We start from the raw sequence: 24,650 nt of genomic DNA, 5'->3' as shown, positions 1-24,650 counted from the left end.
ATCAGGAGGCCTTATAGATGCAGGTGCCAGAAACGTAAGTTTCCAAGACCTTACCTTGCATGCGCATCCCATCAAAGGGGGTGTTGCGCGATTTCGACTGCAATGTCTCGCGGTTCATGACAAAGGGCGCACCGTCGTCGAACAGCACCAGATCGGCGGGGGCCCCCACCGACATGCGCCCACCGGGCAGGCCCAGACGTTTCGCCGGATTGAACGACAGCGCCCGCCACAGCGTCGCGATGTCGATCATCTCTGAGTGGACCAGTCGCAGGGCCGCAGGCAGCAGCGTTTCCAGTGCTACGGCCCCCGACGCGGCTTCTTCGAACGGCAGGCGTTTGGATTCCTCATCCTGCGGCGTGTGCATGGAGCAGATGATGTCAATCAACCCCGAGGCCACGGCCTCTACCACGGCGATGCGGTCCTCTTCGTCGCGCAACGGTGGCTTGAGCTTGAAGAAGGTGCGGTAGTCGGCCACATCCAGCGCGTTCAGCGTCAGGTGGTGAATGCCGACACCTGCGGTGATATCCAGCCCGTTGTTCTTGGCGCGCTCCAGTGCGGGCAGGGCGCGGGCGGTGGTGATCTGGTCCGCGTGGTACCGCGCACCTGTCATTTCGACCAGCGCGATGTCACGGTCCAGCCCCATGCGCTCGGCCATGGGCGACACGGCGGGCAGCCCGCGCAACGACGCGAATTTGCCAGAGGTCACCGCCGCCCCTTTGCTCAGGATCGGTTCTTGCGGGTGGGCGATGACCAGCGCACCAAGGCTGCGGGCATAGGTCAGCGCACGGGAAAACACCTTGGTGTCCGTCACGACACGGTCGCAATCGGTAAAGCCCACGGCACCGGCATCCATCAGAAACCCGATCTCGGTCATCTCGCGGCCTTCGCGACCTTTGGTCAGGGCGGCCATGGGCACGACGTTGACCGGCGCGGCCTCGTTGGCGCGACGGGTGACAAACTCCAGCACTTCGGGGCTGTCGATGGTGGGGTTGGTGTCAGGGCGCGTGACCATTGTCGTGACCCCGCCTGCTGCCGCCGCCAATCCTGCGGACCGAAAGCTTTCCTTGTGCCGTTCGCCGGGTTCGCAGACCTTGACCCCAAGATCGACAATCCCGGGGGCAAGGTACTTGCCACGACAATCCACAATCTGCGCATCGCTCGGTATCGAAGCGTTCGCGTCCAGTATCGCCGCGATCTTGCCATTCTCGACCTTGAGCGTGCCGCGGGTGACGGTGCCTGCTTCGGGGTCGATCAGCTGCGCGTTGATAAAATGCAGGGTCATGGAGAGGCTTTCGTAGTTAAGGAAACAGAGGCGCAGCAGCGGCGGCAGGTCGGATCAGGACCCGATCCACACCATCATGCCTGCCACACCAAAGGCGACAAGCAAGGCGATCATGGCGATACGGCCAGACATTTTGGGATCAGGTTTGGGTTCTTTCACAGCAGCCACCACAGAATAAGACCGATCAGCACGATAACGGCCAGCAGCACCATCATACCACCAGCACCGCCCTCGGGCGGGGATTTCGGAGTCATGTCCGCAGCACCCGTGTAGGGTTGCGCGGATTCAGCCTCGAGCGGGATAACGGACATATCGGGTTGCGTCTCGCCGTATGTGCCGATCATGGTCAGGTCGGGTCCAAGCTTTAGCGTCGTCTCTTGCCCCTCAAAGGCCGAGGAAAACAGCAACAGCACATAGCCGTCCAGCGCATCCAAACGGGCGCGGTCGCGGCTGATCTGGTCAGGGGGCACGGCGTAGCCATCGTTCAGATAGCGCGCCAGCCCCACGCCCGTTAGGTCGGAGACGGGAAAAAGCTCGGCCGAGCCTTCGGGTACTGAACGGCCGAGCAGATCGGCGATCAACGCTTCCTTGCTGCCATCGCGCAGATCGCGGGCCAGTTCGTCAATCGGGCGGTTTACGGCAAACAGACGGATCTGGCCGATTTCGCCATTGGGGATCTCAAGTTGTGTCATCGGGGTGCACCTTTGTAAGCAGTTACCATCAATGCACTTAATCTGTCGCTGTCTTCGATATATTCAAACCCTAGATGCGCGGTGCGGGCGGGATTGTCGGCTTGTTCATGCCGGATAAAGAAAACGGAGGGCGGGCTGGTCAGACGCAGATCGGGCGTTGTCTCGGCGCTGCGGGGGAAAGCTTTGGCGCGGGTGCCGTCGCGGGTCAGCTTGAAAAACAAGGCGCGGTGGTTGGTCAGCGCATAGCGGGTGCGGCGCAGATCGGTCAGGCGGGTCATCCCGCGCAAGAGCGACAGGGCCACCAGGGCGACGATCACCGCGACGACCACCGATTGCGACACAGGCAAGCTGTTGCCTTGCAGCACAAAGGCACCTGCGATAACGGTACCGATTGCGCCGACAAAGGGACCGAGCAACTGAAAATTGCGCAGTGAAAGCTTTGGCTTGGGGCGACCTGTCCACAACAGATCTTCGTCCGGCTCCAGCAGGTCTTGCCAAAATTTGTCGGTCATCGCGTGGCCTCTATCGCTTGGACAAGACGCGCCTTGGTCTCGCGCAGCTGCGGCACCAGCGGCAGGGTGACGCGCTGGCCGTCCGGCAAGCCAAGGGTGATCGACCACAGCGACAGTTTCCCGATCGACCGGATATCGGTCAGCGGCAGTACCAGCGGCTCTGCGGTGTCGGGGGTGTTGATGTGGATTGCGCGGTCGGTGAGACGCCAAACCGTCTTGCGGTTGCTGTACCAGATCTGGAATTCGTCAAACACCCACATGTAGAAAACCGCGATCAGAACCGAGGCGAGCAGCCACGTAATCGGGTCCAGCCAGATCAGCAGCGGCAGACAGAACAGCATGGTCAGCACAGCCAATGCCATACACCGCCAAAAGAACGCCCGCGGCGAAATACGCCAGTGTAGCAGGTCGTGTTCTTCGGGCGGGCGTGCAGTCATGCGTTTGCCTTGCGGCTGTCGATCAGGTTGCGCGCGAGCAGGTCCATCGCCGCCATGCGCACGGCCACGCCCATCTCTACCTGGTCCTGAATAACGCTGCGATTGATGTCATCTGCCAGCGTTCCGTCAATTTCTACGCCGCGGTTCATCGGGCCGGGGTGCATGACAATCGCGTCGGGCTTGGCGTGGGCCAGTTTTTCAGCATCCAGCCCATATCTGTGATAATATTCACGTTCGCTGGGGATAAAGCCGCCATCCATGCGTTCTTTTTGCAAGCGGAGCATCATCACGACATCGACGTCTTTCAGCCCTTCTTTCATATCGTCGAACACCTCGACGCCAAATTCGCCGATCTGCGCCGGCATCAGGGTCGGGGGGGCGATCAGGCGAATGCGGTTTTCCATCTTGCCAAGAAGCATGATGTTGGACCGTGCCACGCGGCTGTGTGCGATGTCGCCGCAGATGGCAATGGACAGGCGGTGCAGACGCCCCTTGGCGCGGCGGATCGTCAACGCGTCCAGCAAGGCTTGGGTTGGGTGTTCATGACGCCCGTCGCCCGCGTTCAACACGGCGCAGTTCACCTTCTGCGCCAGCAGATCGACAGCACCGGATTGGGGATGGCGCACAACCAGCAGATCGGGGTGCATCGCGTTTAGTGTCATCGCCGTATCAATCAGCGTCTCGCCCTTTTTGATCGACGACGCCTGCATTGCCATGTTCATGACATCCGCGCCAAGCCGCTTGCCCGCGATCTCAAAGCTCGCCTGCGTGCGGGTCGAGTTTTCGAAGAACATGTTGATCTGCGTCAGCCCGTTCAGCGCATCACTGTGTTTATGAGGCTGGCGGTTCAAATCGACGTATGTGTCCGCCAGATCAAGAAGGGTGGTAATGTCGTCTTGGGACAGGTGTTCAATGCCCAGAAGATGGCGGTGTGCGAAACTCATGACGGCGGACCCCACGTTATTTTTGGCGTTATAGGCGGCAGCGCAGGGCGGGGCAAGTCGTCGGGCGGCGTCATCCCGAGGCGGGGGTGGAATTGGATTTAAGGCCATTTGGAACTTGGCATTTTTATTGCCCGCGTCAGCGCGTAAGTTGGGCACATGGAATCAGTGGATTATCATCAGGCGCTTGCACTTTTGCACTGGCAGATTGAACTTGGCGCGACCGAGGCGATTTGTGACGCGCCGGTGAACCGCTATGAAGTGCCCGCAGCGGTCGAGAAACCGAAGGCGCAAAAGGGCAAGACGGGGCCTGTGCCGCTTGCGTCCTCTGGTTCTGATGGGGTGGCGGAAGCCACACGTGCCGCAGCGGCAGCAACCACGCTAGATGAATTGCGCACCGCGATGACGGCGTTCGAGCATTGCGAGCTCAAGCGTGGGGCCCGCAACCTGGTATTTTCGGACGGCACGCCGGGGGCCCGCGTCATGATTGTTGGCGAGGCTCCGGGCCGCGACGAAGACCGCGAGGGGCGACCCTTTGTCGGGCGCGCCGGCGGGCTGTTGGACAAGATGTTGGCGGCGATCGATATGGGGCGGCATCATGAGACTGCGCCGGTATACATCACCAATGTGCTGCCTTGGCGGCCGCCGCAGAACCGCGACCCTAAGCCCGATGAAATCGCGATGATGAAGCCGTTTCTTGCACGGCATATCGCCTTGGCCAAGCCAGAGGTTCTGGTGATCGTTGGTAATTGGTCAGCGCAGGCGTTGCTGGGCAAACGTGGAATCACCCGATTGCGCGGGCAGTGGACGCAGGCCGAGGGTCTGCCCGCACTGCCCATGTTCCACCCCGCCTATCTGTTGCGCAGCCCCGAGTTCAAACGCGAGGCCTGGGCCGATTTGCTGTCACTGAAAGCGAAATTAAGGAATGGTTGATCCGATTACGGTGCTGGCCTTTGTACCCGCTGCGCTGGCGCTGAACCTCACGCCCGGTGCGGATATGATGTTCTGTCTGGGGCAGGGCGTGCGCTTTGGTCCGCGGGCGTCGGTCGCGGCCAGTGCCGGGGTCGCGCTTGGCGGGATGGTACATGTCACTCTGGCCGGTCTGGGCTTGGGTGCGGTGGTCGCTGCGCTGCCTTGGGCCTTTGACGTGATCCGCTGGATCGGGGTCTGCTATCTGCTGTGGCTGGCTGTGCAGACCTGGCGCAGTAGCGGGGCGGCACCTGCGGTCTCGCTTGCGCCGAAATCGGCGTTTCGCAGCGGTTTGATCGTGAACCTAACCAACCCCAAGGTGATCTTGTTCGTATTGGCCTTTGTGCCGCAATTCGTGGTGCCAGAGGCGGGACCGGTGCTGCTGCAGTTCTTGATGTTCGGCTCGGTGCTGTCGCTGGGCGGGTTTACCATCAACGCTTTGGTCGGTGTGTTTGCCAGCGGTTTAGGCCGCCGGATGGTCGGGGGCGGGCAAGCTCTGCGCTGGATCAGCAGCGGTATTTTCATAGCCCTCGCCGCACGGCTAGCAGTATTGGAGCGGACATGAGCCGGATCGACGACACGCTTGATTTTATTCCTGTGCGCATTGCCGTGCTGACGGTGTCAGACACGCGCAGCCTGGCCGAGGACCGGTCAGGTGATGTGCTGGTTGCGCGCATTGCCGATGCAGGTCACGCGCTTGCCGCACGCACCATCATACGGGACGAACAGGCCGAGATAGCAGCGCAACTGCGCGACTGGTGTGCCGACCCCGAGATTGATGTGGTGATCAGTACCGGTGGCACGGGGCTGACAGGCCGCGATGTCACCGTAGAGGCGCATCGCGATGTCTACGAGAAAGAGATCGACGCCTTCGGTACAGTATTCACCATCGTCTCGATGCAAAAGATCGGCACCTCTGCGGTGCAAAGCCGCGCCACTGCCGGGGTCGCGCAAGGCACCTATCTGTTCGCGCTGCCCGGATCGCCGGGTGCCTGCAAGGATGCGTGGGACGAGATTTTAATCAAGCAGCTCGATTACCGCCATAGGCCCTGTAATTTTGTCGAAATCATGCCCCGGCTAGACGAACACCAGCGCCGGAAATAGCGGCCTTTGCGATTTTTGGGACGAAGAACGATGGAAACCGCCTGGGCCTGCGTATGATAGGCCGTGCGTGGTTGTCTCAACTGTGATTTTGTTCTTTGTGGGCGTGCGGGGTAAACTGCTGCCACAGATGGATAAGATCGGGGCAAGATGCGATTTCTACGGCAAAGCATGATTGGGCTGTTTCTGGCGGCCGCGACGTTAGGGTTCTTGCTGCTGGCAGCGGACCTTATCGGCGGGGCTGTCCAGCAACGGCTGACCGACGCGCCGCCTGACCGCGCCCCGCGTGAACGGGTGTTTTCGGTCAATGTTGTGCGCGCCGTGTCAGGCACCGAAGTGCCTATCTTGCAAAGCTTTGGGGCCGTGCAAAGCCGCCGGACACTTGAGCTGCGCGCCGCCGTCGGGGGGCGCGTGGTCGAGCTTGCGCCTGAATTCGAGGTCGGCGGCCGGGTTGTCGCGGGGCAGGTTCTCGTCCGTCTTGATCGATCGGACGCTTTGGCCGAAGTCGCACGGGCACAAAGCGCTGTGCGCAATGCAGAGGCAGAGGGGCGTGATGCGGACCGTGCGCTGGCCTTGGGGCGGGACGAACTGGCTGCCGCCGAAGAACAGGCCGGCTTGCGCATCGGTGCCTTTGAACGCCAACGCGATTTGGGTGAACGGGGTGTCGGGACCGCGACGGCGACAGAGACAGCAGAGCTTGCGGCATCAAGCGCCCGCCAAGCGGTTCTGGCGCGACGTCAGGTGGTGACCCAAACCGAGGCCCGCGTGGATCAGGCCGTGCGCTTGTTGTCCAATGCGCAGATCGCGTTGGCCGATGCACAGCGCGCGTTAAAGGAAACCACAATCACCGCGCCTTTCGATGGAGCGCTGAGCGAGACTTCGGTTGTTGAGGGGCGCCTTGTCTCACCGAACGAACGGCTGGCGGAGTTGATTGCCCCGGATGATCTCGAGATTTCTTTTCGCATTTCCACCACACAATACGCGCGCTTGCTGGATGCGCAGGGCCGGTTGATCAAGGCGGATGTTACGGCAAGCCTCGACGTTGCGGGTGCCGACCTTGAGGCACATGGCCAGATTACCCGTGCAGGTGCTGCGGCGGGTGAGGGGGCCAGTGGCCGGTTGATCTTTGCCACGCTGGCGCAAGCACCGGGGTTCAAGCCGGGGGATTTCGCGATGGTACGGGTGGGCGAACCGGCATTGGACGACGTCATTCGGCTGCCCAGCTCGGCGCTGGATGCGCAGGGGGCGGTGTTGGTGCTGGATCCGGAAAACCGGCTTGAAAGCGTTCAGGTCTCTGTGTTGCGTCGCGTGGGGGATGAGGTCTTGGTGCGGGGACCAATCGAGGGCCGCGATGTCGTCGAGGCCCGCTCGCCACTGCTGGGGGCCGGTATTGCGGTAAAGCCGTTGCGCTCGGGGGCTCGGGACACGGCGCAGGTAGATGCGCCCGCAATGATCGCGCTGACAAAGGAACGTCGGGCAAAGCTTGTCGCCTTTGTCGAGGGGAACACGCGGATGCCGCAGGATGCTAAAGCACGGGTTCTGGCGCAACTGGCTGAGCCACAGGTCCCTGCGCGGGTGATCGAACGCATCGAAAGCCGGATGGGGGGCTGATCTATGGCCCGTAGCATGTCCGGCCCCGCAGGCGGAATCCTGTCGTATTTCACGCGTCACCGGACGGCGGCGAACCTGTTGCTCGTGGTGCTGCTTGTGTGCGGGGCGGCTGCTGCGCCCAACATGCGGGCGCAATTCTTTCCCGATGTGGTTATCGACAGTGTCTCGGTTTCGACCGTTTGGGAGGGGGCCGGCGCGGATGATGTCGACAACGCCATCGTTCAGGTGCTTGAACCTGTCTTGCTGGCGGTGGAAGGGGTGGAGAGTTCTACCGCCGCGTCGCGTGAGGGCAGTGGCACCATTTCGCTGGAGTTCGAGCCGAACTGGGATATGGCCCGCGCTGCGACCGATGTGCAAACCGCCGTGGATACCGTCACCACACTGCCCGAAGATGCCGAAGACCCTGTGGTGCGCCGTGGCATCTGGCGTGACCGCGTCACCGATGTCGTGATCACCGGCCCGATCAGTGCGGAACAGCTGGGCCGTTTTGCAGATGAATTTGTCACGCGTCTTTTCGCGGCGGGGGTCACCCGCAGCACCATTCAGGGGGTCGCTGCGCCGCAGACCTTGATCGAGGTCCCCTCTCTCCGGTTGATCCGTTATAATATCACCATGGCCGAGATCGCGGCGGCGATCGCTGCTGAGGTCGATGCCAGCCCCGCCGGTGACGTAACAGGTGCCAATGCCCGCGTGCGCACCGGGACCGCCAAGCGCAGTGCCGACGCCTTGTCGCGTGTCGTCTTGCGCAGCAATGTCGATGGATCGTCACTGTTGGTGGGCGATCTGGCGCGGGTGATCGAACAGGGCTCTGACCGCGAGGTGGGGTATTTTGTCGGCGACGATCCGGCAATATCGGTGCGCATTGACCGCTCTGACGGGGGGGATGCCATTGGTATTCAGCAAAGCGTCGAAGGGGTCGCTGCCGATATGGCGGTGATGCTGCCCAAGGGGGTGGCGATCAACCTGATCCGCACGCGCGCCGAGGCAATTACCGGCAGGCTGGATTTGCTGATTGATAACGGTTTGATGGGCCTCGCGCTTGTGGTGGGGTTGCTGTTCCTGTTCCTGAACGCGCGCACGGCCTTTTGGGTGGCCGCGGGTATTCCGGCGTCGATGGCCGCGGCAATTGCACTAATGTATGCGGGCGGGATCACGATCAACATGATCTCTTTGTTCGGTCTGATTATCACGCTTGGGATCGTTGTAGATGACGCGATCGTTGTGGGGGAACATGCCGACTACCGGCATAACGAACTGGGCGAGCCACCGATGCAAGCGGCAGAGAACGCCGCGCGGCGCATGGCGATGCCGGTTTTTGCCGCAACCCTGACGACGATCATTGCGTTCTTTGGCCTGCTGGCCGTTGGCGGACGCTTTGGCAGCCTGATCGGAGATATTCCCCTGACCGTCATTGCAGTGCTGGCGGCGTCACTGGTCGAATGCTTTTTGATCCTGCCAAACCACATGGCGCATGCGATGGCCGCAGGGGCAAAGAAACGGTGGTATGATCTGCCCAGCCGTGTGGTCAATCGCGGGTTCCTTTGGGTGCGCGAGCGGCTGTTCCGCCCTTTCATGGCGGGTGTCATCCGCGCGCGCTATGTGGTGTTGGCGGGCGTTGTCGCAGTGCTTGCGTCTCAGGTGGCGCTGTTCATTCAAGGCGACGTTCAATGGCGCTTTTTCAACGCGCCCGAACGTGGGTCGGTAACGGGTAACTTCGCCATGGTCGATGGGGCCACCCGTGCCGATACGCTGGCGATGATGCGCGAAATGCAACGCGCGACAGAAGCGCTGGGCGCGGAATATGCCGAGGAGCATGGCACCAATCCGATCGATTATGTCATTGCGCAGGTCGGGGGCAACGCGGGTCGCGGGCTCGACGGGGCTGACAGCAAGGACGGTGATTTGCTGGGCGGTATCTCGATCGAGCTGATCGACGCGGACCTGCGGCCCTATTCCAGCTTTGCCTTCGTGGCGGCGTTGCAGGATGCCGTGGTCCACCATCCGCTTGCAGAAACCGTAAGCTTTCGCGGCTGGCGTTCCGGTCCTGGCGGCGATGCGCTGGATGTGCAGTTCTATGGGGCCGACACACAGGTGTTGAAAGCCGCCTCGCAGGATTTGCAGGATGCGCTACGGCAATATCCCGAAGTCAGCGCTGTGCAGGACAATCTAGCCTATGACAAAGAAGAGCTGATCCTCGATCTGACACCGCAGGGCCAAGCGCTCGGGTTCACGATTGATATGTTGGGGCGGGTCTTGCGACACCGTCTTGGCGGGATCGAGGCCGCGACCTATCCAGATGGCCCCCGATCGGCCACCATTCGCGTGGAACTGCCCGAGGGCGAGCTGACGGCGGATTTCCTTGAGCGTACCCAGATGCGTACGCCGGGCGGGCAATATGTGCCGCTGGCCGATATCGTCAGCGTGGACCGGCGTACGGGGTTCAGCACGGTACGGCGCGAGAACGGTATCCGGCTGATATCCGTAACCGGCGACATTTCAGAAGATGACCCCGTCCGCGCGACCGAGATCACGACGGCCCTGCGCGAGGACATCCTGCCGCGCATCGCCTCTGAACGTCAGGTTGATTTCCGCATCGGCGGATTGAGCGAGCAGGAAAACACATTCCTGTCGGATGCGCTGACCGGGCTGATCCTTGTGCTGACGGGTATTTATCTTGTGCTGGCTTGGGTGTTCGGCAGCTGGACGCGCCCCATGGTGGTGATGGCGGTGATCCCGTTCGGCTTGGTGGGCACGATCTATGGCCACGCCCTGTGGGAGGTCCCGTTGAGCATGTTCACAGTTGTTGGCCTGCTAGGGATGACGGGGATCATCATCAACGATTCCATCGTGCTGGTGGGGACAATCGACGAATATGGTGCCACGCGCGGGGTGATCCCGTCGATCATCGACGGCGCGGCGGATCGGTTGCGTCCGGTGATGCTGACCACGTTGACGACGGTCCTTGGGATGGCGCCGCTGCTATATGAACAAAGCCAGCAGGCGCAATTTTTGAAACCCACTGTGATCACGCTGGTCTATGGTCTGGGCTTTGGCATGTTCCTAGTGCTGCTGGTCGTGCCTGCGCTGGTCGCGGCACAGCATGATATCGGCCGTCAAATCCGTGCGATGCGCCGCGCCATGCGGGCGCGGGCTGGGGGGCTGAGGACTGGTATTTTGGGGCTATGGCTACTGATGCTGCTCTGGGGCGGGGCTACGCTGGGGTGGGTCGCGGTGACTGGTGGCTTGCATCCCGCGCTGGCTAAGATGTTGCCCACGATGGGGGCGCTGTCACAACGAAGCGCAGCACTGCTGCTGTTTCTGGCAGGTGCCGCAGCGATCGCGCTGGCGGGCTATGCCATGGGGGCCGTGATCTATGCGCTGTCGCGCAGGAAAGCAGCGGGCTGATCAGCCCGCGTTACACCCGACGATATCGATGGCCTGATTGCTGCCTAAAACCGTCATTCGGATATGCGACCGGTTCAGCGCCACAGGGCCGCCGCTGACATGGCCTACGTCCACGCGCGCGTGCAGCGTGTTGCCTTTGCGCGTCGTATCGGCCTCGCTGACCCATAGATCGGGGTTGCCGGTTTCAATCACCACCAGCTCTTGCCCACCCGAGGGCGGCACCGTGATAGCAGCGTCTAGTGTCAGGTCTTCGCCGGTTCTGCCAATGGTGCAGGTCACATCCGATACGCGGGCCTCTTTCGCCGAATACGGGCGCTGCGCAAGCGAGGCCGCGATGGCAGGATCGGCGCGGGTCGTGGTTGTGTTGATAACGCCTCTGAGCTCAAGCGAGGCGGGCACACAGATGTCGCTGCACACGCCCAGATCAATCGTGGTGTTCATGGTCACAGGGGCACCTTTTTCCGGCACCGTAATCCGCAACGGCAATACCACCTGATCCTTGTACCCGATGGTCGTCAGGTTGGTTTCGCGAAACACCGTAGGCGCGGGCCATTCAACGTCCACCGCCGACAGGTTGCGTGAACCGGACCAGTCAAAGCTGGGCGGGATGCCCATATCACCGGGCGCGCGCCAATAGGTCTTCCACCCCGGTTTAACTGTCATGCGGATCGCGGCCATGCGGTTGCCATCGGGCAGCACCCAACCTTGCAGGATTTCCCCGTGGATCACCTCCATCGCAAAAGCAGGCAACGGGGCGAGAAGGGCAGCGGCCATCAGGCCAAGGAGTTTTCTGGTCATGGTGCTTTCATGGGCCAACTGCCCCCCGTTTGCCAAGTCACGTTTGCATTATGAAACGTTGCAGTCGCAGGGGTTGTAAGCGGCAGGGGCGCACGCCATGCTATGGGGATGACGCAAAAGAACGACAGCATGACAATGGATCTTACCGGCCAGCTTTTGGTGGCCATGCCCGGCATGGGCGATCCTCGGTTCGATCATTCGGTGATCTTTATCTGTGCGCATGACGACGAGGGCGCGATGGGGTTGATCGTCAACAAACCTGCCGCTGATCTCAAGCTGGGCGACGTGCTTGACCGGCTCAGTGATGTGGACATGGACGACATCACCGGTCTGGGGGTGCATGTCGGTGGTCCCGTCGAGACAGAGCGTGGCTTTGTGCTGCACAGCGCCGAATACCGGTCGGTGATGAAGACGACCGATATCGCGCAGGGCGTGGCGATGACTGTAACGCTTGACATTCTCGAAGACATCGCCCGCGGCAAGGGCCCGCGACAGGCGATGATGATGCTAGGCTATGCCGGTTGGGACGCAGGCCAGCTGGAAGGCGAAATCGCGCAGAACGGCTGGCTGACCTGCCCCTGCGATACCGACATCCTGTTCACCTTGCCCGATGCACGCAAATGGGAAGCGGCGCTGACCTCTATCGGGGTGGACCCATTGGGGCTGAGCGCGACAGCGGGGCGGGCCTGACAAACGCAAGATGGATCAACGCGGAGCGGCTGCGCGACGCAGACGGTCGTTGATGGCGCGGCCAAGCCCCGTTTCAGGGATCGGGGCCACTGCGATGGGTTTGCGCAGCCGGTCAAGCGCGTGCAGCTGGTCGAATAGCTGCGCCGCGGCCTCTACCAGATCGCCGCTGGCCGACAGGGTTAGATCATCCGCGCCAGTCCCCTTCGCTGCGCCAAAGCCAAGATAGACCTCGTCTTCTTTTGCGTACTGCGCGTTCAACCGCACGCTGGCATGGGGCGCGTAGTGGGACGCCAACTGGCCGGGGGCGATAATTTCTGCGCCGTCGGCCACATCCAGCGGCCCCCCAAGCGCCGCCTCTATCGCTTCGGACGGCAGACCGCCTGCGCGCAGGAGGGTAGGGCGTGGCTGGTTCATCCCGATGATCGTGCTTTCCAGCCCGACCGTGCAGGGCCCGTCATCGACAACGGCCGCGATACGCCCTTGCAGCCCCGACAGGACATGCTGCGCCGTGGTAGCGCTGATCTTGCCCGAGGGGTTGGCCGACGGGGCCGCCACCGGCCCGCCAAACGCCCGCAATATGGCGCGGGCCGTGGAATGTGCGGGGATGCGGATGGCGATGCTGTCCAGCCCCGCTGTCACCAGGGACGATAACCCGTGCCCCTCGGCCAATGGCAGCACGAGGGTCATTGGACCGGGCCAGAATGCGCTGGCCAGAACCTCTGCTGTGTCGGACCAGCGCCCATATTGGCGTGCCTGATCGACATCGGCGACATGGATAATGAGCGGGTTAAAGCTGGGCCGTCCCTTGGCCGTGTAAATCCCTGCCACTGCCGTCCCGTTGCGCGCATCCGCGCCCAAGCCATAGACCGTTTCAGTTGGCAAAGCGACCAGTGCACCTTGCTGCAGCAGGGCGGCGGCGCGGGAAATGCCTAAGGGGTCGGGAAGTAGAATGTCGGTCATGGGCTTCTCTTATGGGGATGACGCCGCGTTTTGGGTTGCGGTGCGCAGACTTGAGCGACATTCTCGCCGCAACAGCCCGAAGTATCGTCTTGGGCTTATCAGGTCGCTGTTCGGTTTGCCAAGCAGACGAACGCGTTAACGGAGGAAAACTATGCCCTATCGCGCCCCTGTCGAAGATTTTGCCTTTCTGTTTGATCATGTCGTAGGTTTGGACGCTGTGCGTCAGACCGAACGTTTTGAAGATGCCAGCGAAGACGTCACCCGCGCGATCCTCGAAGAAGCGGGCAAGATGACAAATGATGTTCTGGCCCCGCTGCAACGCGCAGGCGACCAGACGCCCGCCAAGCTTGAGAACGGTGTTGTGCGCACGTCGCCCGGTTTCGCTGACGGGTTCAAGGCCGTGGCCGAAGGTGGCTGGATCGGCATGTCCGCCGACCCTGAATACGGTGGCATGGGCCTGCCGATGACCCTGACGACTGCCGTGAATGAAATGATGAGCGGGGCTTGCCTGTCCTTGCAGCTTGCGCCTTTGATGAGCCAAGGCCAGATCGAAGCGCTTGAACATCACGCCAGCGACGCGATCAAGGAACTGTACCTGCCCAAGCTGATCAGCGGCGAATGGACCGGCACGATGAACCTGACCGAACCGCAAGCGGGCTCGGACGTGGGTGCGCTGGCAAGCAAGGCCGAAGACAACGGCGACGGCACCTATGCGATTTCGGGCCAGAAGGTCTATATTACATGGGGTGACAATGATTTTGGCGGCAATGTCTGCCATCTGGTTCTCGCGCGTCTGCCCGGTGCGCCTGCGGGCACGAAAGGCATCAGCCTGTTCCTCGTGCCGAAATACCTGCCAAATGAGGACGGCAGCCTTGGGAATGCCAACACGCTGAACGTCGTCAGTCTGGAACACAAACTGGGGATTCATGGGTCTCCGACGTGCGTGATGCAGTATGACAGGGCGACGGGCTGGCTAGTTGGGGCCGAACAGGGCGGTATGGCAGCCATGTTCACAATGATGAACAACGCACGGCTTGGTGTGGGCGGGCAGGGCATCGGCATCGCCGAAGCGGCCTATCAACACGCGCTGGCCTATGCGCTGGACCGCAAACAGGGCAAAACATCGCGCCCCGATGGCACCGGCACGATTGTGGATCACGCTGATGTGCGCCGTATGTTGATGACGATGAAGGCCGAAACCTTTGCCGCCCGCGCCATTGCGCTGTGCTGTGCCAAGGCGATCGACATGACGAGCGCCACCGGTCAGTCCGAATGGAAAGCCCGGGCGGCCTTCTTGACTCCGATCGCCAAGGCCTTTGGCACCGACACAGGTATGGCCGTCGCCGAAATGGGTGTTCAGGTGCATGGCGGCATGGGCTTTATCGAGGAAACAGGGGCCGCGCAGTACAGCCGTGACGTGCGGGTGACCGCGATCTACGAAGGCACCAATGGCATTCAGGCAATGGATCTGGTGGCGCGCAAGATGATGGACGGCGGCGAGGCAGCGAACCGTCTGCTGGATGAAATCGAAGCCGATGCCGAAGCGGCCCGCGAGACGTTCCCGAATATGGCGGACGCCCTGTGGCAGGCGTCCGAGACGCTGCGCGAAGCGACCGATTGGCTGAACGAGCAATCGAACATGGACACGCGCTTTGCCGGTGCGGTGCCTTACCTGCGGGCCTTTGCGCGGGTGCTTGGGGCGCATCTGCACCTCAAGGCCGCTTTGGCCGACAAAGGCGGCGCGCGTGAAAAGCTGGCGCGTTTCTATATCCTGCGGTTGCTGCCAGAACACATCGGTCTGCTGGCCCATGCCCAAGCGGGCGAGGCCGATCTTTTCGCGCTTTCCGCTGACGAACTGGCCGCCTGATGCCGGATACCGCACCCACCGGTTTGCGTTTCCCTTGGGAAACGCCGCCCGCCCATGATGCAGCGATTGAGGTCGCCCCCGGCGTTCTTTGGTTGCGTTTGCCGCTGCCGATGAAGCTGGATCACGTCAACGTCTATGCGTTCGACGAAGGCGACAGCTGGACGATCATCGACACCGGCTTTGCGTCGAAAAAGTCCAAGGCGCTGTGGACGGACCTGATCGCGGGGCCGTTGGGCGGCAAGCCGGTGTCGCGGGTGATCGTGACCCACCACCACCCCGACCACATCGGGTTGGCGGGTTGGTTCCAGGCCGAACACGGGGCAGAGCTGGTGACGACGCGCACCGCATGGCTGACCGCGCGGATGCTGACGCTGGACCCGCAAGAGACACCGTCGGCCGAAGCGCTGGCGTTCTACAAGCTGTCGGGTATGGACGCCGCGCTGTATGAAAAACGCGCCTCCGAGCGGCCCTTCAACTTTGCCGACATCGTCTCGCCGCTGCCTTTGGGCTTCACGCGGATCAAGCAGGGCGACGAGATCACCATCGGTGGCCGCGTCTTTGATGTACATATGGGCAACGGTCACGCCCCCGAACACGCTACCTTCTGGAGCCGTGACGACAATCTCGTGATTGCGGGCGATCAGATCCTGTCCTCGATCAGCCCCAATGTCGGGGTCTATGCCACCGAACCCATGGCCGATCCGATTGGCGAATGGATCGAGGCATGCGACCGGCTGTCACTGCTATCACGCGAAGATCACCTGGTATTGGGGGGGCACAAGCTGCCGTTTACCGGTCTGCCCACCCGCATGCGCCAGCTGATCGAGAACCACCACAGCGCCCTGCGCCGTCTGGAAAAGGCGATTGCAGAGCCCAAATCTGCCTCCGAATGTTTTTCGACCCTGTTCAAACGCAACATCGGCGAGGGCGAATACGGTCTGGCGTTGGTCGAAGCGGTGGCGCATCTTAGCCATCTGTACCAGACGGGCCGCGCCACGCGCAGCTTGCGTGCGCAGGACGGGGCGTGGGTATATCAGTCAAGGGATTGAGCGATGGATAACGAGATCAAGACTGCTGCCGAAGCCATCGAAGCAGACGCGTTGCCACGGCTTTACGAGGTGCATTCGGACCCCTCTAGCCGCAACGCCTCGGATCAGCCTGTGCCCAAAGGGATCACTCAGAAACCTGCCGCGCAGAAATCAGCTGCGCAATGGGCCTACGAGCGTGTTGTGCTGTACCTCAAGAACTTCGAAGAACAGCTCGACGGTGATCACGAGGTCGCTATGGGTTTTGCAGGCGGTGACGCCGGCGTGCTGCGGATCGAGGGGATGGGCTATTTCGATCCTGATATCGTGACCTTTTATGGCAAGGACAACACCGGCGCGCGGATGCAGCTTGTGCAGCATGTCACACAGTTGAACGTGGCCCTGAGGGCGCTGCCCAAAGCGGTGCAAGAAGCCCCCGCGAATCGCATCGGTTTTCGTCTGATCGAAGACCTCGAGACACAAGAGCAGCCTCCCGCAGGCGAAAACACCTGACCACGCGCATTTTGATGCCGTGACATAGGCAAATGAATACAGTATTCCCCAGACCAAATCATACGCACGTTAAGACAAGGATCGCGCAAATGGCCAAACATGAACACGGCTCGATGGACACCAGCACGCACGAGAAGACTTTTGACAGCTTCATGAACTTCGTCAAATGGTCGTGCATCGTGATTATTGCCATTCTGGTCTTTATGGCGATCTTCGCGCGCTAAGGCGCGCACACTTAACCGACAGGATATTTCTATGCGCGTTTGGATGGCTCTGGCCTGCGTCGGGCTGCTTGCGGCCTGTGCGAATGATACCGGTATCGACAATACCCCCGCAGAAGTCGCAGCGGCTGCCTATGTGGCACCGGGACCAAAATCCATCACGTTGGTGACGATGATCAACAACCGCACCGGCAGCGGCGGCCATACGGCACTGGTGGTCAACGGGTCGCAGCAGGTGATCTTTGACCCCGCCGGATCGTTCCGCGACCCTCGTGTGATCGAACGCGGTGATGTGCTTTACGGCATGACGCCCCAGTGGATACAGGGGTACAAATCCTCTCATGCGCGCAGCACCTACCATGTCGTCAGCCAGGAATTGCAGGTCAGCGACGCACAGGCAGAACAGATCTTGCAGCTTGTGATGTCAAACGGTCAGGTAGCGGGGGCGTTCTGCGCCAATGCGACCTCTGATATCCTGACGCAGGTTCAGGGCTTTGAGAGCATCTCGAAGACGTTCTACCCTGCCAAGCTCAGCGAACAATTCGCCAGCCTGCCCGGCGTGAAGACGACGAAATACTATGAAAACGACGAAGGCGACGTGATTGATGCCGTACAGGCTTCGCTTCTAGCCCAGTAACCAAAGCAAACCATAAAGCGTTGCTGCGCCGCTGATAATCGCGAGCAGCACGTTTTTGGTGAGCACCCCCACAGTCAGTGCTGCTGCCGCAGCTGCCATACGCGGTAAATCAAGCTGCCCGTCCGTGGCCGCGGGCCAGATCACTTGCGGGGCCACAAGGGCGGGCAGGATCGCCACCGCCGTATAACGCAGGTGTCGCAACAGCCACGCGGGCATTTCGCGGTCCCCCACCAGTCCGGTAAAGACAAAGCGCAACCCAAAGCTGCCGAGACCAAGGGCGATGATCACGAACCAAAGCGTGCCGGTGTCGATATCATTCATTATGCCGCGTCCTGTTCAGGGTGGTGGGGCTGGCGTCTTTCCAGCCAAAGTTCGGTTTGCGCACCGGCGATCATGCCCGCCAGCCCCGCCAGGATCAGCCCCAGCGAATAGGGCACACCCGCCGTCAACAGCGCCGCGAGGGATGCCACCAGCGCCGCGACGATATGTGCCGAGGTGCGGAACATCGGCGCGATCATTGCGAGAAAGGTGATGGGTAGGGCAAAATCCAACGCCCAGCTGTCAGGAATTTGTGCCCCGACCATCGCGCCAACCAGGGTGAAAAGATACCACAACGGCACAATCGGGGTCACACAGCCAAAGAAATAGGCCATCCGCTGCGGGATGGTCATATCCGGCTCTTTCTCATATTGCGCCATCGCGCAGACGTAGGATTGGTCAACCGTCAGATAGGCGGCCAGCGCGCGCTGCCACAAAGGCGCGGACCCGATGTAGGGTGTCAGCGACGCCGAATACATCGCCATCCGCAGGTTTACCGCCAGCGCAGAGGCCAGCACGATCGCCGTCGGCGCATGTTCCTGCATCAGTTGCAGTGCTGTAAACTGCGCAGCGCCCGCAATGACCACGACCGAAAAGGCGAGCGTTTCGAACACGTTCAGCCCTGCTTCGGTGGCAAGAATGCCGAACAGCGATGCAAACGGGATCATCACCAGAATAAAGGGTGCTGCGTCGGCAAGACCTTTGCGAAAGGCCGATTTCGTGGTGGTGATGGCCATGCGTTCCCCCTAGATTGCCGGGACATGCTTAACTGCCGCTTTGGGGGGATGCAATTGTCCGTCAAGACAGACACCGATGCTTATTTGATCGCACCGCAGCCGGGATTGGCGCGGCTGACACGCGCCGTCGTCGGACGGGATCATTTGGGGACCGAGACAACGATCAACGTCGTCGAGGAACGCCCGCTGACGATCTTTTTGAATGCGCAGGAAATCGTCACCGCGATGACGATTGGCGATTACCCCGAATACCTCGCGCTCGGGTTCTTGCGCAATCAGGGTATGCTGCGCGACGGCGAGGATATCACCAGCGTCGACTATGACGAAGAGCTTGAAGTCGTCATCGTCCGCACCGCCCGCAAAACTGACTACGAAGACAAAATGCGCAAGAAGACCCGCACCAGTGGCTGCGCTGTGGGCACTGTCTTTGGCGATATGATGGAGGGTCTGGAGGGCGTTTCCCTGCCGTCGACCCCGCTGCGAACCTCGTGGATCTATGACCTAAGTGCGCAGATCAACCGCACGCCGAGCCTGTACCTAGAGGCGGGGGCAATCCACGGCACGGTGCTGTGTCAGGGCAACCGTCCGCTGGTTTATATGGAGGACGTGGGGCGTCATAACGCGGTGGACAAGATCGCCGGCTGGATGCTCTCGGAAGGGGTCTCTGCCGAGGATAAGATACTGTATACCACTGGGCGGCTGACCTCTGAGATGGTGATCAAGACCGCGATGATGGGGATCCCCGCGCTGGTGTCACGTTCCGGCTTTACCGCGTGGGGGGTAGAGATCGCGCAGCAGGTCGGGCTGACGTTGATCGGGCGGATGAAGGGCAAACGCTTTATCTGCCTTGCGGGCGAAGACCGGCTGATCCGCGATGCGGACCCCGACCAGATCAGGGATGAACCTAAACGATCAGGCCGAAAGGGCAGCGCATGAAACAGCCACTTGGGGTGATCCTTGCAGGGGGGCAGGCGACGCGGATGGGCGGCGGCGACAAAGGGCTGCTGCAGCTTGGCGGTCAAAGCGTACTGGGCCATGTGATCGAACGGCTGACGCCGCAGGTGGCGCGTGTGGCGTTGAATGCAAATGGCGATGCCGCGCGGTTTGCGGGGCTGAAACTGCCGGTGTTGCCCGACAGTATCGACGGCTTTGCCGGACCGCTGGCGGGGGTGTTGGCAGGGCTGGATTGGGCTGCCGCACATGGCGCTGATACGATTGTGACTGCTGCCGCCGATACGCCGTTCTTCCCCGGTGATCTGGTCCCGCAACTGTTGCTGGCAAGCGAGGGAATGACCCACCCGCTGGTGCTGGCCGCCACGCCCGATGCCAAGCGCGGCACCGCGCGGCATCCGACCTTTGGCCTTTGGCCTGTGGCCTTGCGCGACGATCTGCGTGCTGCCTTGCAGGGCGGCTTGCGCAAGGTCGTGATGTGGACACAGATCCATGATGGCCGCGAGGCGTTGTTCCCCCACGAAGACGCGTTCTTTAACATCAACACCCCCGAGGATCTGGCCCGCGCACAGGAGATGCTATGAGAGTTTACGGCGTTGTCGGCTGGAAGAACGCCGGCAAAACAGGGTTGATGGAACGCCTTGTGACCGAAATCACGGGGCGCGGATTTTCAGTGTCTACCGTGAAACATGCGCATCACAGTTTCGACGTCGATCATCCGGGCAAGGACAGCCACCGTCACCGTGTCGCGGGTGCCCGCGAAGTCCTGCTGGCATCGCGTAACCGCTTTGCCCTGATGCACGAATTGCACGGCGAGGACGAACCGTCCCTCGACGCGCTGCTGGCCAAGCTGGCCCCTGTCGATCTGGTCTTGGTCGAGGGATACAAGCGTGACGGTCACGCCAAGGTCGAAGCGCATCGGGCGGAAACGGGCAACGCGTTGATCGCGCCGGAGGATCCGACGATCAAGGCCATTGCCAGCGATACACCAATGACACTGGATCGCCCCGTGTTCGATCTGAATGACACAGGCACCATCGCCGATTTCATCCTGTCCGAGCTCGGGCTGTGAGCGCATTTGACACCATCGTCATGGTCGATTGGTCCGGCGGTAACGACACCGGCCCGACCCCGCGCAAGGACGCGATCTGGGCGGGTGTGTCGCGGGGGGGCGTATCAGACGCCCCCGTCTATCTGCGCAACCGGTCAGAGGCAGAGGCTTGGATCGCCACGCTGATCGACGCAGAGCTGGCGCAGGGCCATCGTGTGATGGTCGGGTTCGATTTTCCTTTTGGCTACCCTGCAGGCTTTGCCGAAGCGCTGACGGGCAGTACCGATCCATTCGCTGTGTGGGAATGGTTCGAGGCGCGGGTTGAAGACGCGCCAAAAGCCAACAACCGTTTCGATCTGGCCGGAGAGATCAATCTGGGTCTGGGCGACGGTCTGGGGCCGTTTTGGGCCAATGGCTTGCCGAACCGTGACGTCACGGGACTGCCCCGTACCAAGGCCGGTTATACAAATCCCTTTGCCGAGAAACGTGCAGCTGAAGTGCAGGCCAAGGGCAGCTTTACCTGCTGGCAACTGGCGGGGGCAGGGGCTGTCGGGTCGCAGGTGGTCATGGGTCTGCCAGTCCTTTCGCGCCTTCGTGCCCGTTTTGCCGGGCGCGTCGCGGTCTGGCCGTTCGAGAAGCCTGATGCCCCGGTTGCGTTTGTTGAAGTCTGGCCGTCACTGACCGTCGGGCCTGCCCCGGACGAGATGATCAAGGATGCGTGGCAGGTGCAGGAACTTGCGCGGCAGGTCTCGGCTTTGGCCCCTGCTGAACTGGCGCAGGTGCTTGACGTGCAGGCACCGGAAGAAGGGTGGATCTTGGGGATGGGGGTCGAACACCTGCTCAAGACACCACCGCCGCTGCGCAATGATTGTTTTGCCCTGCCGCCGGGCGTGCATTGGACGCCCGTGGACGATGCGCTGGAACAGCTACGCGCGCGTCTGCATCCGGTGCTACCTGCCGAAGAGGTGCGCCTTGGCGATGCGTTGGGGCGGATTGCAGCAGCCGACGTGCTGGCGCAGCGTGCGAACCCGCCACTGCCGAACACAGCAGTAGACGGCTACGGGTTCGCGGGCGGACGTGCTGCCGGTGCGCATGCGCTGCCGCTGGCCGAAGGCCGCGCGGCCGCGGGGGATGCGCCGGGGAGATTGCCCACCGATCATGCGATACGTGTGCTGACGGGGGCCGCGCTGCCCGCCGGTGTCGATACCGTGGTGCTGCAAGAGGACGTGACGATCGTTGGTGACACGCTGCGGTTCAATGGACCGGTCAAGCAAGGCGCTAACACACGCAAAGCAGGCGAGGACGTCACGGCAGGCGCGGTGACGCTTGCCGCAGGGCGGCGGATCACGGCGGCGGATATTGCCTTGTTGGCGGCCACCGGCACCGCATCTGTGTTGGTTCATAAACAGTTGCGGGTTGGCGTGCTGTCGACAGGCGACGAGATCGTCGAGGCGGGGCAAACCGCGGCGGAGGGGCAGATATTCGATGCAAACCGCCCGATGCTGTTGGGGTTGCTGGCGCAGTTCGGGCATCGGGGCGTCGATCTGGGCCATGTAGGCGACGAGCGCGAGGCGCTGCGCGCACGGCTTGATGCGGCGCAGGGCGAGGTCGATGCGATCCTGACCAGCGGTGGTGCGTCGGCGGGCGACGAGGACCACGTGTCCGCCTTGCTTTCAGAAGCCGGAGCACTGGATCTGTGGCGTATCGCGGTCAAACCGGGGCGGCCATTGGCGCTTGGCATGTGGCAGGGCACGCCTGTTTTTGGCTTGCCGGGTAACCCCGTGGCCGCAATGGTCTGCACATTGATATTCGCGCGCCCTGCGTTGGCGCGGTTGGCGGGGCAGGACTGGCCTGTGCCACAAGGCTTTGACGTGCCCGCAGATTTCAGCAAACGCAAGAAACCGGGCCGACGCGAGTATCTGCGCGCGCGGATGCGCGACGGTCGGGTACAGGTGTTTGCCTCTGAAGGGTCGGGCCGGATCAGCGGGCTGTCTTGGGCCGAGGGTCTGATAGAATTACCAGACGCCGCAGCCGACGTTCAGCCGGGCGATCTGGTGCGCTATATCCCCTATGGATCTTTCGGGGTCACCTAGGCCCTAGTCGAACGTCCCTGCCACACGCCCGAGCAACATAAAGGCCCGCACTGTGCGTGTGTCTGTCAGCGCAGAGATATCCGCGTCAGATGCCTCTGCTTCAAAGGCGGCAAAGGCGCGGTCAAAGCGGCGCAGGAAGTGATGCGCAACATCGCGAAAGATCGGGTCTTGTTTCATACGCGCACTTGTCAGCGCCAGCGAAGACCGGTCACGGATGCCACCCAATGCCGCAATTGGACGGCCGCGTGCACCTTGCGCAAACTGACGCCAGATTTCGGGGCGGGCGCGGTCGGGGGCGAGGTCATCCATATAGATGCCGTCCTGGCTCAGCAGCGTCAGCACATCTTGGGACGCCTGAACCAGCTGGGACGCATTGCGGTCCTTCAACGCCTTACGCAACGCAGAAAAGCCTTCGGTATCGTCTGCCGTTTCGGGGAAGTTCAAAGCGCGGATGAAATCCTCGTGCGAGAGCGGCTGCGTCATATCCGCTGCCGACGTGCCAAGCGCCAAAACAGGCTGATCGTCAACGACGACGGGCTTAAGAGGCGCAAGACGGGTGGTTGCGTCGCGGCGGCTTTGGAAGGTGGCCAGCGTGCTTTCGGTCTTGCGCGCGGCGGCGGCAATTTCATCGAGCTTGCGCGCGACGGTCGCATCGGCACCAGGGCTTTGCCCCTGCTGCTGCGAAATGTAGGCCTGTCGGATCGCATCAATTGCAGTCTGCAACCGTTTGCTTTCTTCGCGCATGACGCGGCTGGAGCGGGCAGCGATGGCGGCAACCCAGATCATGCCCACGGGCATGACAACCGCAAGCATGGTCATCAATACACGCAAACCGGCCCCACTGTCAGAAGACTCGTCCGACGGCAGCACCATGAAAAAGATCAAGGAGCCCAGTAACCAGACCAGGGTGAGCGCGGCTGCGATGATCTCTATGTTAAAGCCACCGCCGTCGCTGGGGCGCGAATAAACGCCGAACGGGGTCGACCGCGCGGATTGGCGCGGTGCGTTCGGGTTCAGCTGCAGTTTTTCGGTCATCAGTTTGTCCCCGGCTTATGCGTAGACGATTTTGAGAACCTCATAGGATTTGTCCCCCCCCGGCGTCCGCACTTCGACGCTGTCGCCTTCTTCCTTGCCGATCAGGGCACGGGCGATGGGGGATCTAATATTCAGCAGGCCTTTTTCGATATTGGCCTCGTATTCACCGACAATCTGATAGGTCTTTTCTTCGTCGGTGTCCTCGTCAACCAAAGTCACCCTCGCGCCGAACTTAATCGCGCCGGACATCTTTTTAGGGTCGATCACGTCAGCAAGGGAAATCGCACCCTCAAGCTCTTTGATGCGGCCTTCGATGAACGACTGCTTTTCCTTGGCAGAGTGGTATTCTGCGTTTTCGGACAGATCGCCGTGCTCGCGGGCTTCGGCGATGGCCTTGATGATGGTAGGGCGTTCAACCGACTTCAGGTGCTTCAGTTCGGTTTCCAAAGCCGTGTGACCGGCGCGGGTCATGGGGATTTTTTCCATCGGGGGGCGTCCACGCAATGAGGGTCACAGCCCGCGAATTGATGTCCGAGAGTGCAACCGATTTGAATTGATCCTTACCTGACCCAAACTGCCCTGCGAATGCAAGGGGGTGTCTGCCGGAGCGCGGCAATCCGCACGTCCATATTGGCAAGCCGTTGGGATGCGCTATTTTACGTGGCGAAACAATATTGCTGCACCTGCAATATATATGATGCAAACTGTCGTGGGTGCGCTAATTTACGCTGTGTTGCGATTGCAATACCTACTGTGCTGGTTTAGCGAAATCCAAACCGTTTTCTGCCCGAAGAGGAGCCCCGA

Annotated in this window: 26 protein-coding genes; 15 read left to right on the top strand and 11 right to left on the bottom strand. The window is 61.5% G+C overall.

Annotation, left to right across the window (positions count from 1 at the left end; genetic code table 11):
* Window position 1 precedes the first annotated feature (1 nt).
* The 5 genes from pyrC to ACVBAU_RS14680 all read right to left on the bottom strand — a co-directional run bounded on the left by pyrC (window position 2) and on the right by ACVBAU_RS14680 (window position 3,867).
* Entirely contained in the window at window positions 2-1,282 is a 1,281-nt protein-coding gene (gene pyrC, locus ACVBAU_RS14700; protein WP_448326911.1) for a dihydroorotase, read from the bottom strand.
* Between the two features lie 155 nt (window positions 1,283-1,437).
* The gene (locus tag ACVBAU_RS14695; protein WP_448326909.1) at window positions 1,438-1,974 is read right to left on the bottom strand and encodes a hypothetical protein; all 537 of its coding nucleotides are present in this window, start codon (window positions 1,972-1,974) and stop codon (window positions 1,438-1,440) included.
* The gene (locus ACVBAU_RS14690; RefSeq protein ID WP_448326907.1) at window positions 1,971-2,486 is read right to left on the bottom strand and encodes a hypothetical protein; all 516 of its coding nucleotides are present in this window, start codon (window positions 2,484-2,486) and stop codon (window positions 1,971-1,973) included. Before ACVBAU_RS14690 ends, ACVBAU_RS14695 begins: the two co-directional genes overlap by 4 nt.
* Window positions 2,483-2,923, bottom strand: a complete 441-nt coding sequence (locus ACVBAU_RS14685) for a hypothetical protein (RefSeq protein ID WP_448326905.1) — start codon at window positions 2,921-2,923, stop codon at window positions 2,483-2,485. Before ACVBAU_RS14685 ends, ACVBAU_RS14690 begins: the two co-directional genes overlap by 4 nt.
* Window positions 2,920-3,867 (bottom strand): aspartate carbamoyltransferase catalytic subunit, encoded by a 948-nt coding sequence (locus ACVBAU_RS14680; RefSeq protein WP_138922675.1) that lies wholly within the window; start codon window positions 3,865-3,867, stop codon window positions 2,920-2,922. The genes ACVBAU_RS14685 and ACVBAU_RS14680 overlap by 4 nt, the downstream gene beginning before the upstream one ends.
* A 156-nt stretch (window positions 3,868-4,023) precedes the next feature.
* Here ACVBAU_RS14680 and ACVBAU_RS14675 point away from each other — a divergent pair, with 156 nt between their 5' ends.
* The 5 genes from ACVBAU_RS14675 (at window position 4,024) to ACVBAU_RS14655 (ending at window position 10,950) form a co-directional block, all read left to right on the top strand.
* Window positions 4,024-4,797 carry a uracil-DNA glycosylase gene (locus tag ACVBAU_RS14675; RefSeq protein ID WP_448326904.1) on the top strand — a complete coding sequence of 258 codons (774 nt, stop codon included), beginning with the start codon at window positions 4,024-4,026 and terminating at the stop codon, window positions 4,795-4,797.
* Window positions 4,790-5,398, top strand: coding sequence for a LysE family translocator (locus ACVBAU_RS14670; RefSeq protein WP_448326903.1), 609 nt, complete (start codon window positions 4,790-4,792; stop codon window positions 5,396-5,398). Before ACVBAU_RS14675 ends, ACVBAU_RS14670 begins: the two co-directional genes overlap by 8 nt.
* The gene (moaB, locus tag ACVBAU_RS14665) at window positions 5,395-5,937 is read left to right on the top strand and encodes a molybdenum cofactor biosynthesis protein B (protein WP_448326902.1); all 543 of its coding nucleotides are present in this window, start codon (window positions 5,395-5,397) and stop codon (window positions 5,935-5,937) included. The genes ACVBAU_RS14670 and moaB overlap by 4 nt, the downstream gene beginning before the upstream one ends.
* Before the next feature lie 147 nt (window positions 5,938-6,084).
* Window positions 6,085-7,545, top strand: a complete 1,461-nt coding sequence (locus tag ACVBAU_RS14660; RefSeq protein WP_448326900.1) for an efflux RND transporter periplasmic adaptor subunit — start codon at window positions 6,085-6,087, stop codon at window positions 7,543-7,545.
* Between the two features lie 3 nt (window positions 7,546-7,548).
* Window positions 7,549-10,950 (top strand): efflux RND transporter permease subunit, encoded by a 3,402-nt coding sequence (locus ACVBAU_RS14655; RefSeq protein WP_448326899.1) that lies wholly within the window; start codon window positions 7,549-7,551, stop codon window positions 10,948-10,950.
* Here ACVBAU_RS14655 and ACVBAU_RS14650 read toward each other — a convergent pair whose 3' ends face one another.
* Window positions 10,951-11,748 (bottom strand): protein-disulfide reductase DsbD domain-containing protein, encoded by a 798-nt coding sequence (locus tag ACVBAU_RS14650; protein ID WP_448326898.1) that lies wholly within the window; start codon window positions 11,746-11,748, stop codon window positions 10,951-10,953. It abuts the gene before it with no gap.
* 129 nt (window positions 11,749-11,877) lie between these two features.
* Between ACVBAU_RS14650 and ACVBAU_RS14645 the strand changes: the two genes are divergently transcribed.
* Window positions 11,878-12,438, top strand: a complete 561-nt coding sequence (locus ACVBAU_RS14645; RefSeq protein WP_138922682.1) for a YqgE/AlgH family protein — start codon at window positions 11,878-11,880, stop codon at window positions 12,436-12,438.
* Window positions 12,439-12,453: 15 nt separating this feature from the next.
* Here the strand turns inward: ACVBAU_RS14645 and ACVBAU_RS14640 are convergent, their stop codons facing one another.
* Window positions 12,454-13,398, bottom strand: coding sequence for an L-threonylcarbamoyladenylate synthase (locus tag ACVBAU_RS14640; RefSeq protein WP_448326896.1), 945 nt, complete (start codon window positions 13,396-13,398; stop codon window positions 12,454-12,456).
* 151 nt (window positions 13,399-13,549) lie between these two features.
* Here ACVBAU_RS14640 and ACVBAU_RS14635 point away from each other — a divergent pair, with 151 nt between their 5' ends.
* The 5 genes from ACVBAU_RS14635 to ACVBAU_RS14615 all read left to right on the top strand — a co-directional run bounded on the left by ACVBAU_RS14635 (window position 13,550) and on the right by ACVBAU_RS14615 (window position 17,661).
* Window positions 13,550-15,265: an acyl-CoA dehydrogenase gene (locus ACVBAU_RS14635; protein WP_448326894.1), complete on the top strand. Its 1,716-nt coding sequence runs from the start codon at window positions 13,550-13,552 to the stop codon at window positions 15,263-15,265.
* Window positions 15,265-16,314 (top strand): MBL fold metallo-hydrolase, encoded by a 1,050-nt coding sequence (locus ACVBAU_RS14630; RefSeq protein ID WP_448326892.1) that lies wholly within the window; start codon window positions 15,265-15,267, stop codon window positions 16,312-16,314. The genes ACVBAU_RS14635 and ACVBAU_RS14630 overlap by 1 nt, the downstream gene beginning before the upstream one ends.
* 3 nt (window positions 16,315-16,317) lie before the next feature.
* Window positions 16,318-16,803 (top strand): DUF6173 family protein, encoded by a 486-nt coding sequence (locus ACVBAU_RS14625; RefSeq protein WP_138922686.1) that lies wholly within the window; start codon window positions 16,318-16,320, stop codon window positions 16,801-16,803.
* An 89-nt stretch (window positions 16,804-16,892) separates the two neighbouring features.
* Window positions 16,893-17,027 carry an aa3-type cytochrome c oxidase subunit IV gene (locus ACVBAU_RS14620; protein WP_005849635.1) on the top strand — a complete coding sequence of 45 codons (135 nt, stop codon included), beginning with the start codon at window positions 16,893-16,895 and terminating at the stop codon, window positions 17,025-17,027.
* 31 nt (window positions 17,028-17,058) lie between these two features.
* On the top strand, window positions 17,059-17,661 hold the full coding sequence (locus ACVBAU_RS14615; RefSeq protein WP_138922687.1) for a hypothetical protein: 603 nt from the start codon (window positions 17,059-17,061) through the stop codon (window positions 17,659-17,661).
* Here ACVBAU_RS14615 and ACVBAU_RS14610 read toward each other — a convergent pair.
* Both ACVBAU_RS14610 and ACVBAU_RS14605 read right to left on the bottom strand, forming a co-directional pair.
* Complete coding sequence (locus ACVBAU_RS14610) at window positions 17,650-17,982, bottom strand: AzlD domain-containing protein (protein ID WP_138922688.1); 333 nt, start codon at window positions 17,980-17,982, stop codon at window positions 17,650-17,652. The genes ACVBAU_RS14615 and ACVBAU_RS14610 overlap by 12 nt on opposite strands.
* Window positions 17,982-18,716 carry an AzlC family ABC transporter permease gene (locus ACVBAU_RS14605; protein WP_138922689.1) on the bottom strand — a complete coding sequence of 245 codons (735 nt, stop codon included), beginning with the start codon at window positions 18,714-18,716 and terminating at the stop codon, window positions 17,982-17,984. Before ACVBAU_RS14605 ends, ACVBAU_RS14610 begins: the two co-directional genes overlap by 1 nt.
* A 48-nt stretch (window positions 18,717-18,764) precedes the next feature.
* Here ACVBAU_RS14605 and ACVBAU_RS14600 point away from each other — a divergent pair, with 48 nt between their 5' ends.
* Genes ACVBAU_RS14600 through ACVBAU_RS14585 form a run of 4 tightly spaced genes read left to right on the top strand, consistent with a single transcriptional unit; the run spans window position 18,765 to window position 22,811 of the window.
* On the top strand, window positions 18,765-19,652 hold the full coding sequence (locus tag ACVBAU_RS14600) for a formate dehydrogenase accessory sulfurtransferase FdhD (RefSeq protein WP_335744405.1): 888 nt from the start codon (window positions 18,765-18,767) through the stop codon (window positions 19,650-19,652).
* Window positions 19,649-20,251, top strand: coding sequence for a molybdenum cofactor guanylyltransferase MobA (gene mobA / locus ACVBAU_RS14595; protein ID WP_448326890.1), 603 nt, complete (start codon window positions 19,649-19,651; stop codon window positions 20,249-20,251). The genes ACVBAU_RS14600 and mobA overlap by 4 nt, the downstream gene beginning before the upstream one ends.
* Complete coding sequence (mobB, locus tag ACVBAU_RS14590) at window positions 20,248-20,739, top strand: molybdopterin-guanine dinucleotide biosynthesis protein B (protein WP_448326888.1); 492 nt, start codon at window positions 20,248-20,250, stop codon at window positions 20,737-20,739. The genes mobA and mobB overlap by 4 nt, the downstream gene beginning before the upstream one ends.
* Complete coding sequence (locus tag ACVBAU_RS14585) at window positions 20,736-22,811, top strand: molybdopterin-binding protein (RefSeq protein WP_448326887.1); 2,076 nt, start codon at window positions 20,736-20,738, stop codon at window positions 22,809-22,811. The genes mobB and ACVBAU_RS14585 overlap by 4 nt, the downstream gene beginning before the upstream one ends.
* 3 nt (window positions 22,812-22,814) lie before the next feature.
* Here ACVBAU_RS14585 and ACVBAU_RS14580 read toward each other — a convergent pair whose 3' ends face one another.
* Together ACVBAU_RS14580 and greA are read right to left on the bottom strand one after the other, a co-directional pair.
* Window positions 22,815-23,846, bottom strand: a complete 1,032-nt coding sequence (locus ACVBAU_RS14580) for a hypothetical protein (RefSeq protein ID WP_448326885.1) — start codon at window positions 23,844-23,846, stop codon at window positions 22,815-22,817.
* 15 nt (window positions 23,847-23,861) lie between these two features.
* Window positions 23,862-24,332 carry a transcription elongation factor GreA gene (gene greA / locus ACVBAU_RS14575; protein ID WP_138922694.1) on the bottom strand — a complete coding sequence of 157 codons (471 nt, stop codon included), beginning with the start codon at window positions 24,330-24,332 and terminating at the stop codon, window positions 23,862-23,864.
* Window positions 24,333-24,650 lie beyond the last annotated feature (318 nt).

The organism is Sulfitobacter sp. M13, assembly GCF_053474885.1.
Note: the sequence above shows the minus strand (reverse complement) of the source record. Positions and strands in the feature narration are given on the sequence as shown.

Excerpts from the sequence above, each read along its gene's own strand:
- pyrC (WP_448326911.1), bottom strand. The coding sequence starts at position 1,282 with ATGACCCTGCATTTTATCAACGCGCAGCTGATCGACCCCGAAGCAGGC.
- ACVBAU_RS14695 (WP_448326909.1), bottom strand. The coding sequence starts at position 1,974 with ATGACACAACTTGAGATCCCCAATGGCGAAATCGGCCAGATCCGTCTG.
- ACVBAU_RS14690 (WP_448326907.1), bottom strand. The coding sequence starts at position 2,486 with ATGACCGACAAATTTTGGCAAGACCTGCTGGAGCCGGACGAAGATCTG.
- ACVBAU_RS14685 (WP_448326905.1), bottom strand. The coding sequence starts at position 2,923 with ATGACTGCACGCCCGCCCGAAGAACACGACCTGCTACACTGGCGTATT.
- ACVBAU_RS14680 (WP_138922675.1), bottom strand. The coding sequence starts at position 3,867 with ATGAGTTTCGCACACCGCCATCTTCTGGGCATTGAACACCTGTCCCAA.
- ACVBAU_RS14675 (WP_448326904.1), top strand. The coding sequence starts at position 4,024 with ATGGAATCAGTGGATTATCATCAGGCGCTTGCACTTTTGCACTGGCAG.
- ACVBAU_RS14670 (WP_448326903.1), top strand. The coding sequence starts at position 4,790 with ATGGTTGATCCGATTACGGTGCTGGCCTTTGTACCCGCTGCGCTGGCG.
- moaB (WP_448326902.1), top strand. The coding sequence starts at position 5,395 with ATGAGCCGGATCGACGACACGCTTGATTTTATTCCTGTGCGCATTGCC.
- ACVBAU_RS14660 (WP_448326900.1), top strand. The coding sequence starts at position 6,085 with ATGCGATTTCTACGGCAAAGCATGATTGGGCTGTTTCTGGCGGCCGCG.
- ACVBAU_RS14655 (WP_448326899.1), top strand. The coding sequence starts at position 7,549 with ATGGCCCGTAGCATGTCCGGCCCCGCAGGCGGAATCCTGTCGTATTTC.
- ACVBAU_RS14650 (WP_448326898.1), bottom strand. The coding sequence starts at position 11,748 with ATGACCAGAAAACTCCTTGGCCTGATGGCCGCTGCCCTTCTCGCCCCG.
- ACVBAU_RS14645 (WP_138922682.1), top strand. The coding sequence starts at position 11,878 with ATGACAATGGATCTTACCGGCCAGCTTTTGGTGGCCATGCCCGGCATG.
- ACVBAU_RS14640 (WP_448326896.1), bottom strand. The coding sequence starts at position 13,398 with ATGACCGACATTCTACTTCCCGACCCCTTAGGCATTTCCCGCGCCGCC.
- ACVBAU_RS14635 (WP_448326894.1), top strand. The coding sequence starts at position 13,550 with ATGCCCTATCGCGCCCCTGTCGAAGATTTTGCCTTTCTGTTTGATCAT.
- ACVBAU_RS14630 (WP_448326892.1), top strand. The coding sequence starts at position 15,265 with ATGCCGGATACCGCACCCACCGGTTTGCGTTTCCCTTGGGAAACGCCG.
- ACVBAU_RS14625 (WP_138922686.1), top strand. The coding sequence starts at position 16,318 with ATGGATAACGAGATCAAGACTGCTGCCGAAGCCATCGAAGCAGACGCG.
- ACVBAU_RS14620 (WP_005849635.1), top strand. The coding sequence starts at position 16,893 with ATGGCCAAACATGAACACGGCTCGATGGACACCAGCACGCACGAGAAG.
- ACVBAU_RS14615 (WP_138922687.1), top strand. The coding sequence starts at position 17,059 with ATGCGCGTTTGGATGGCTCTGGCCTGCGTCGGGCTGCTTGCGGCCTGT.
- ACVBAU_RS14610 (WP_138922688.1), bottom strand. The coding sequence starts at position 17,982 with ATGAATGATATCGACACCGGCACGCTTTGGTTCGTGATCATCGCCCTT.
- ACVBAU_RS14605 (WP_138922689.1), bottom strand. The coding sequence starts at position 18,716 with ATGGCCATCACCACCACGAAATCGGCCTTTCGCAAAGGTCTTGCCGAC.
- ACVBAU_RS14600 (WP_335744405.1), top strand. The coding sequence starts at position 18,765 with ATGCAATTGTCCGTCAAGACAGACACCGATGCTTATTTGATCGCACCG.
- mobA (WP_448326890.1), top strand. The coding sequence starts at position 19,649 with ATGAAACAGCCACTTGGGGTGATCCTTGCAGGGGGGCAGGCGACGCGG.
- mobB (WP_448326888.1), top strand. The coding sequence starts at position 20,248 with ATGAGAGTTTACGGCGTTGTCGGCTGGAAGAACGCCGGCAAAACAGGG.
- ACVBAU_RS14580 (WP_448326885.1), bottom strand. The coding sequence starts at position 23,846 with ATGACCGAAAAACTGCAGCTGAACCCGAACGCACCGCGCCAATCCGCG.
- greA (WP_138922694.1), bottom strand. The coding sequence starts at position 24,332 with ATGGAAAAAATCCCCATGACCCGCGCCGGTCACACGGCTTTGGAAACC.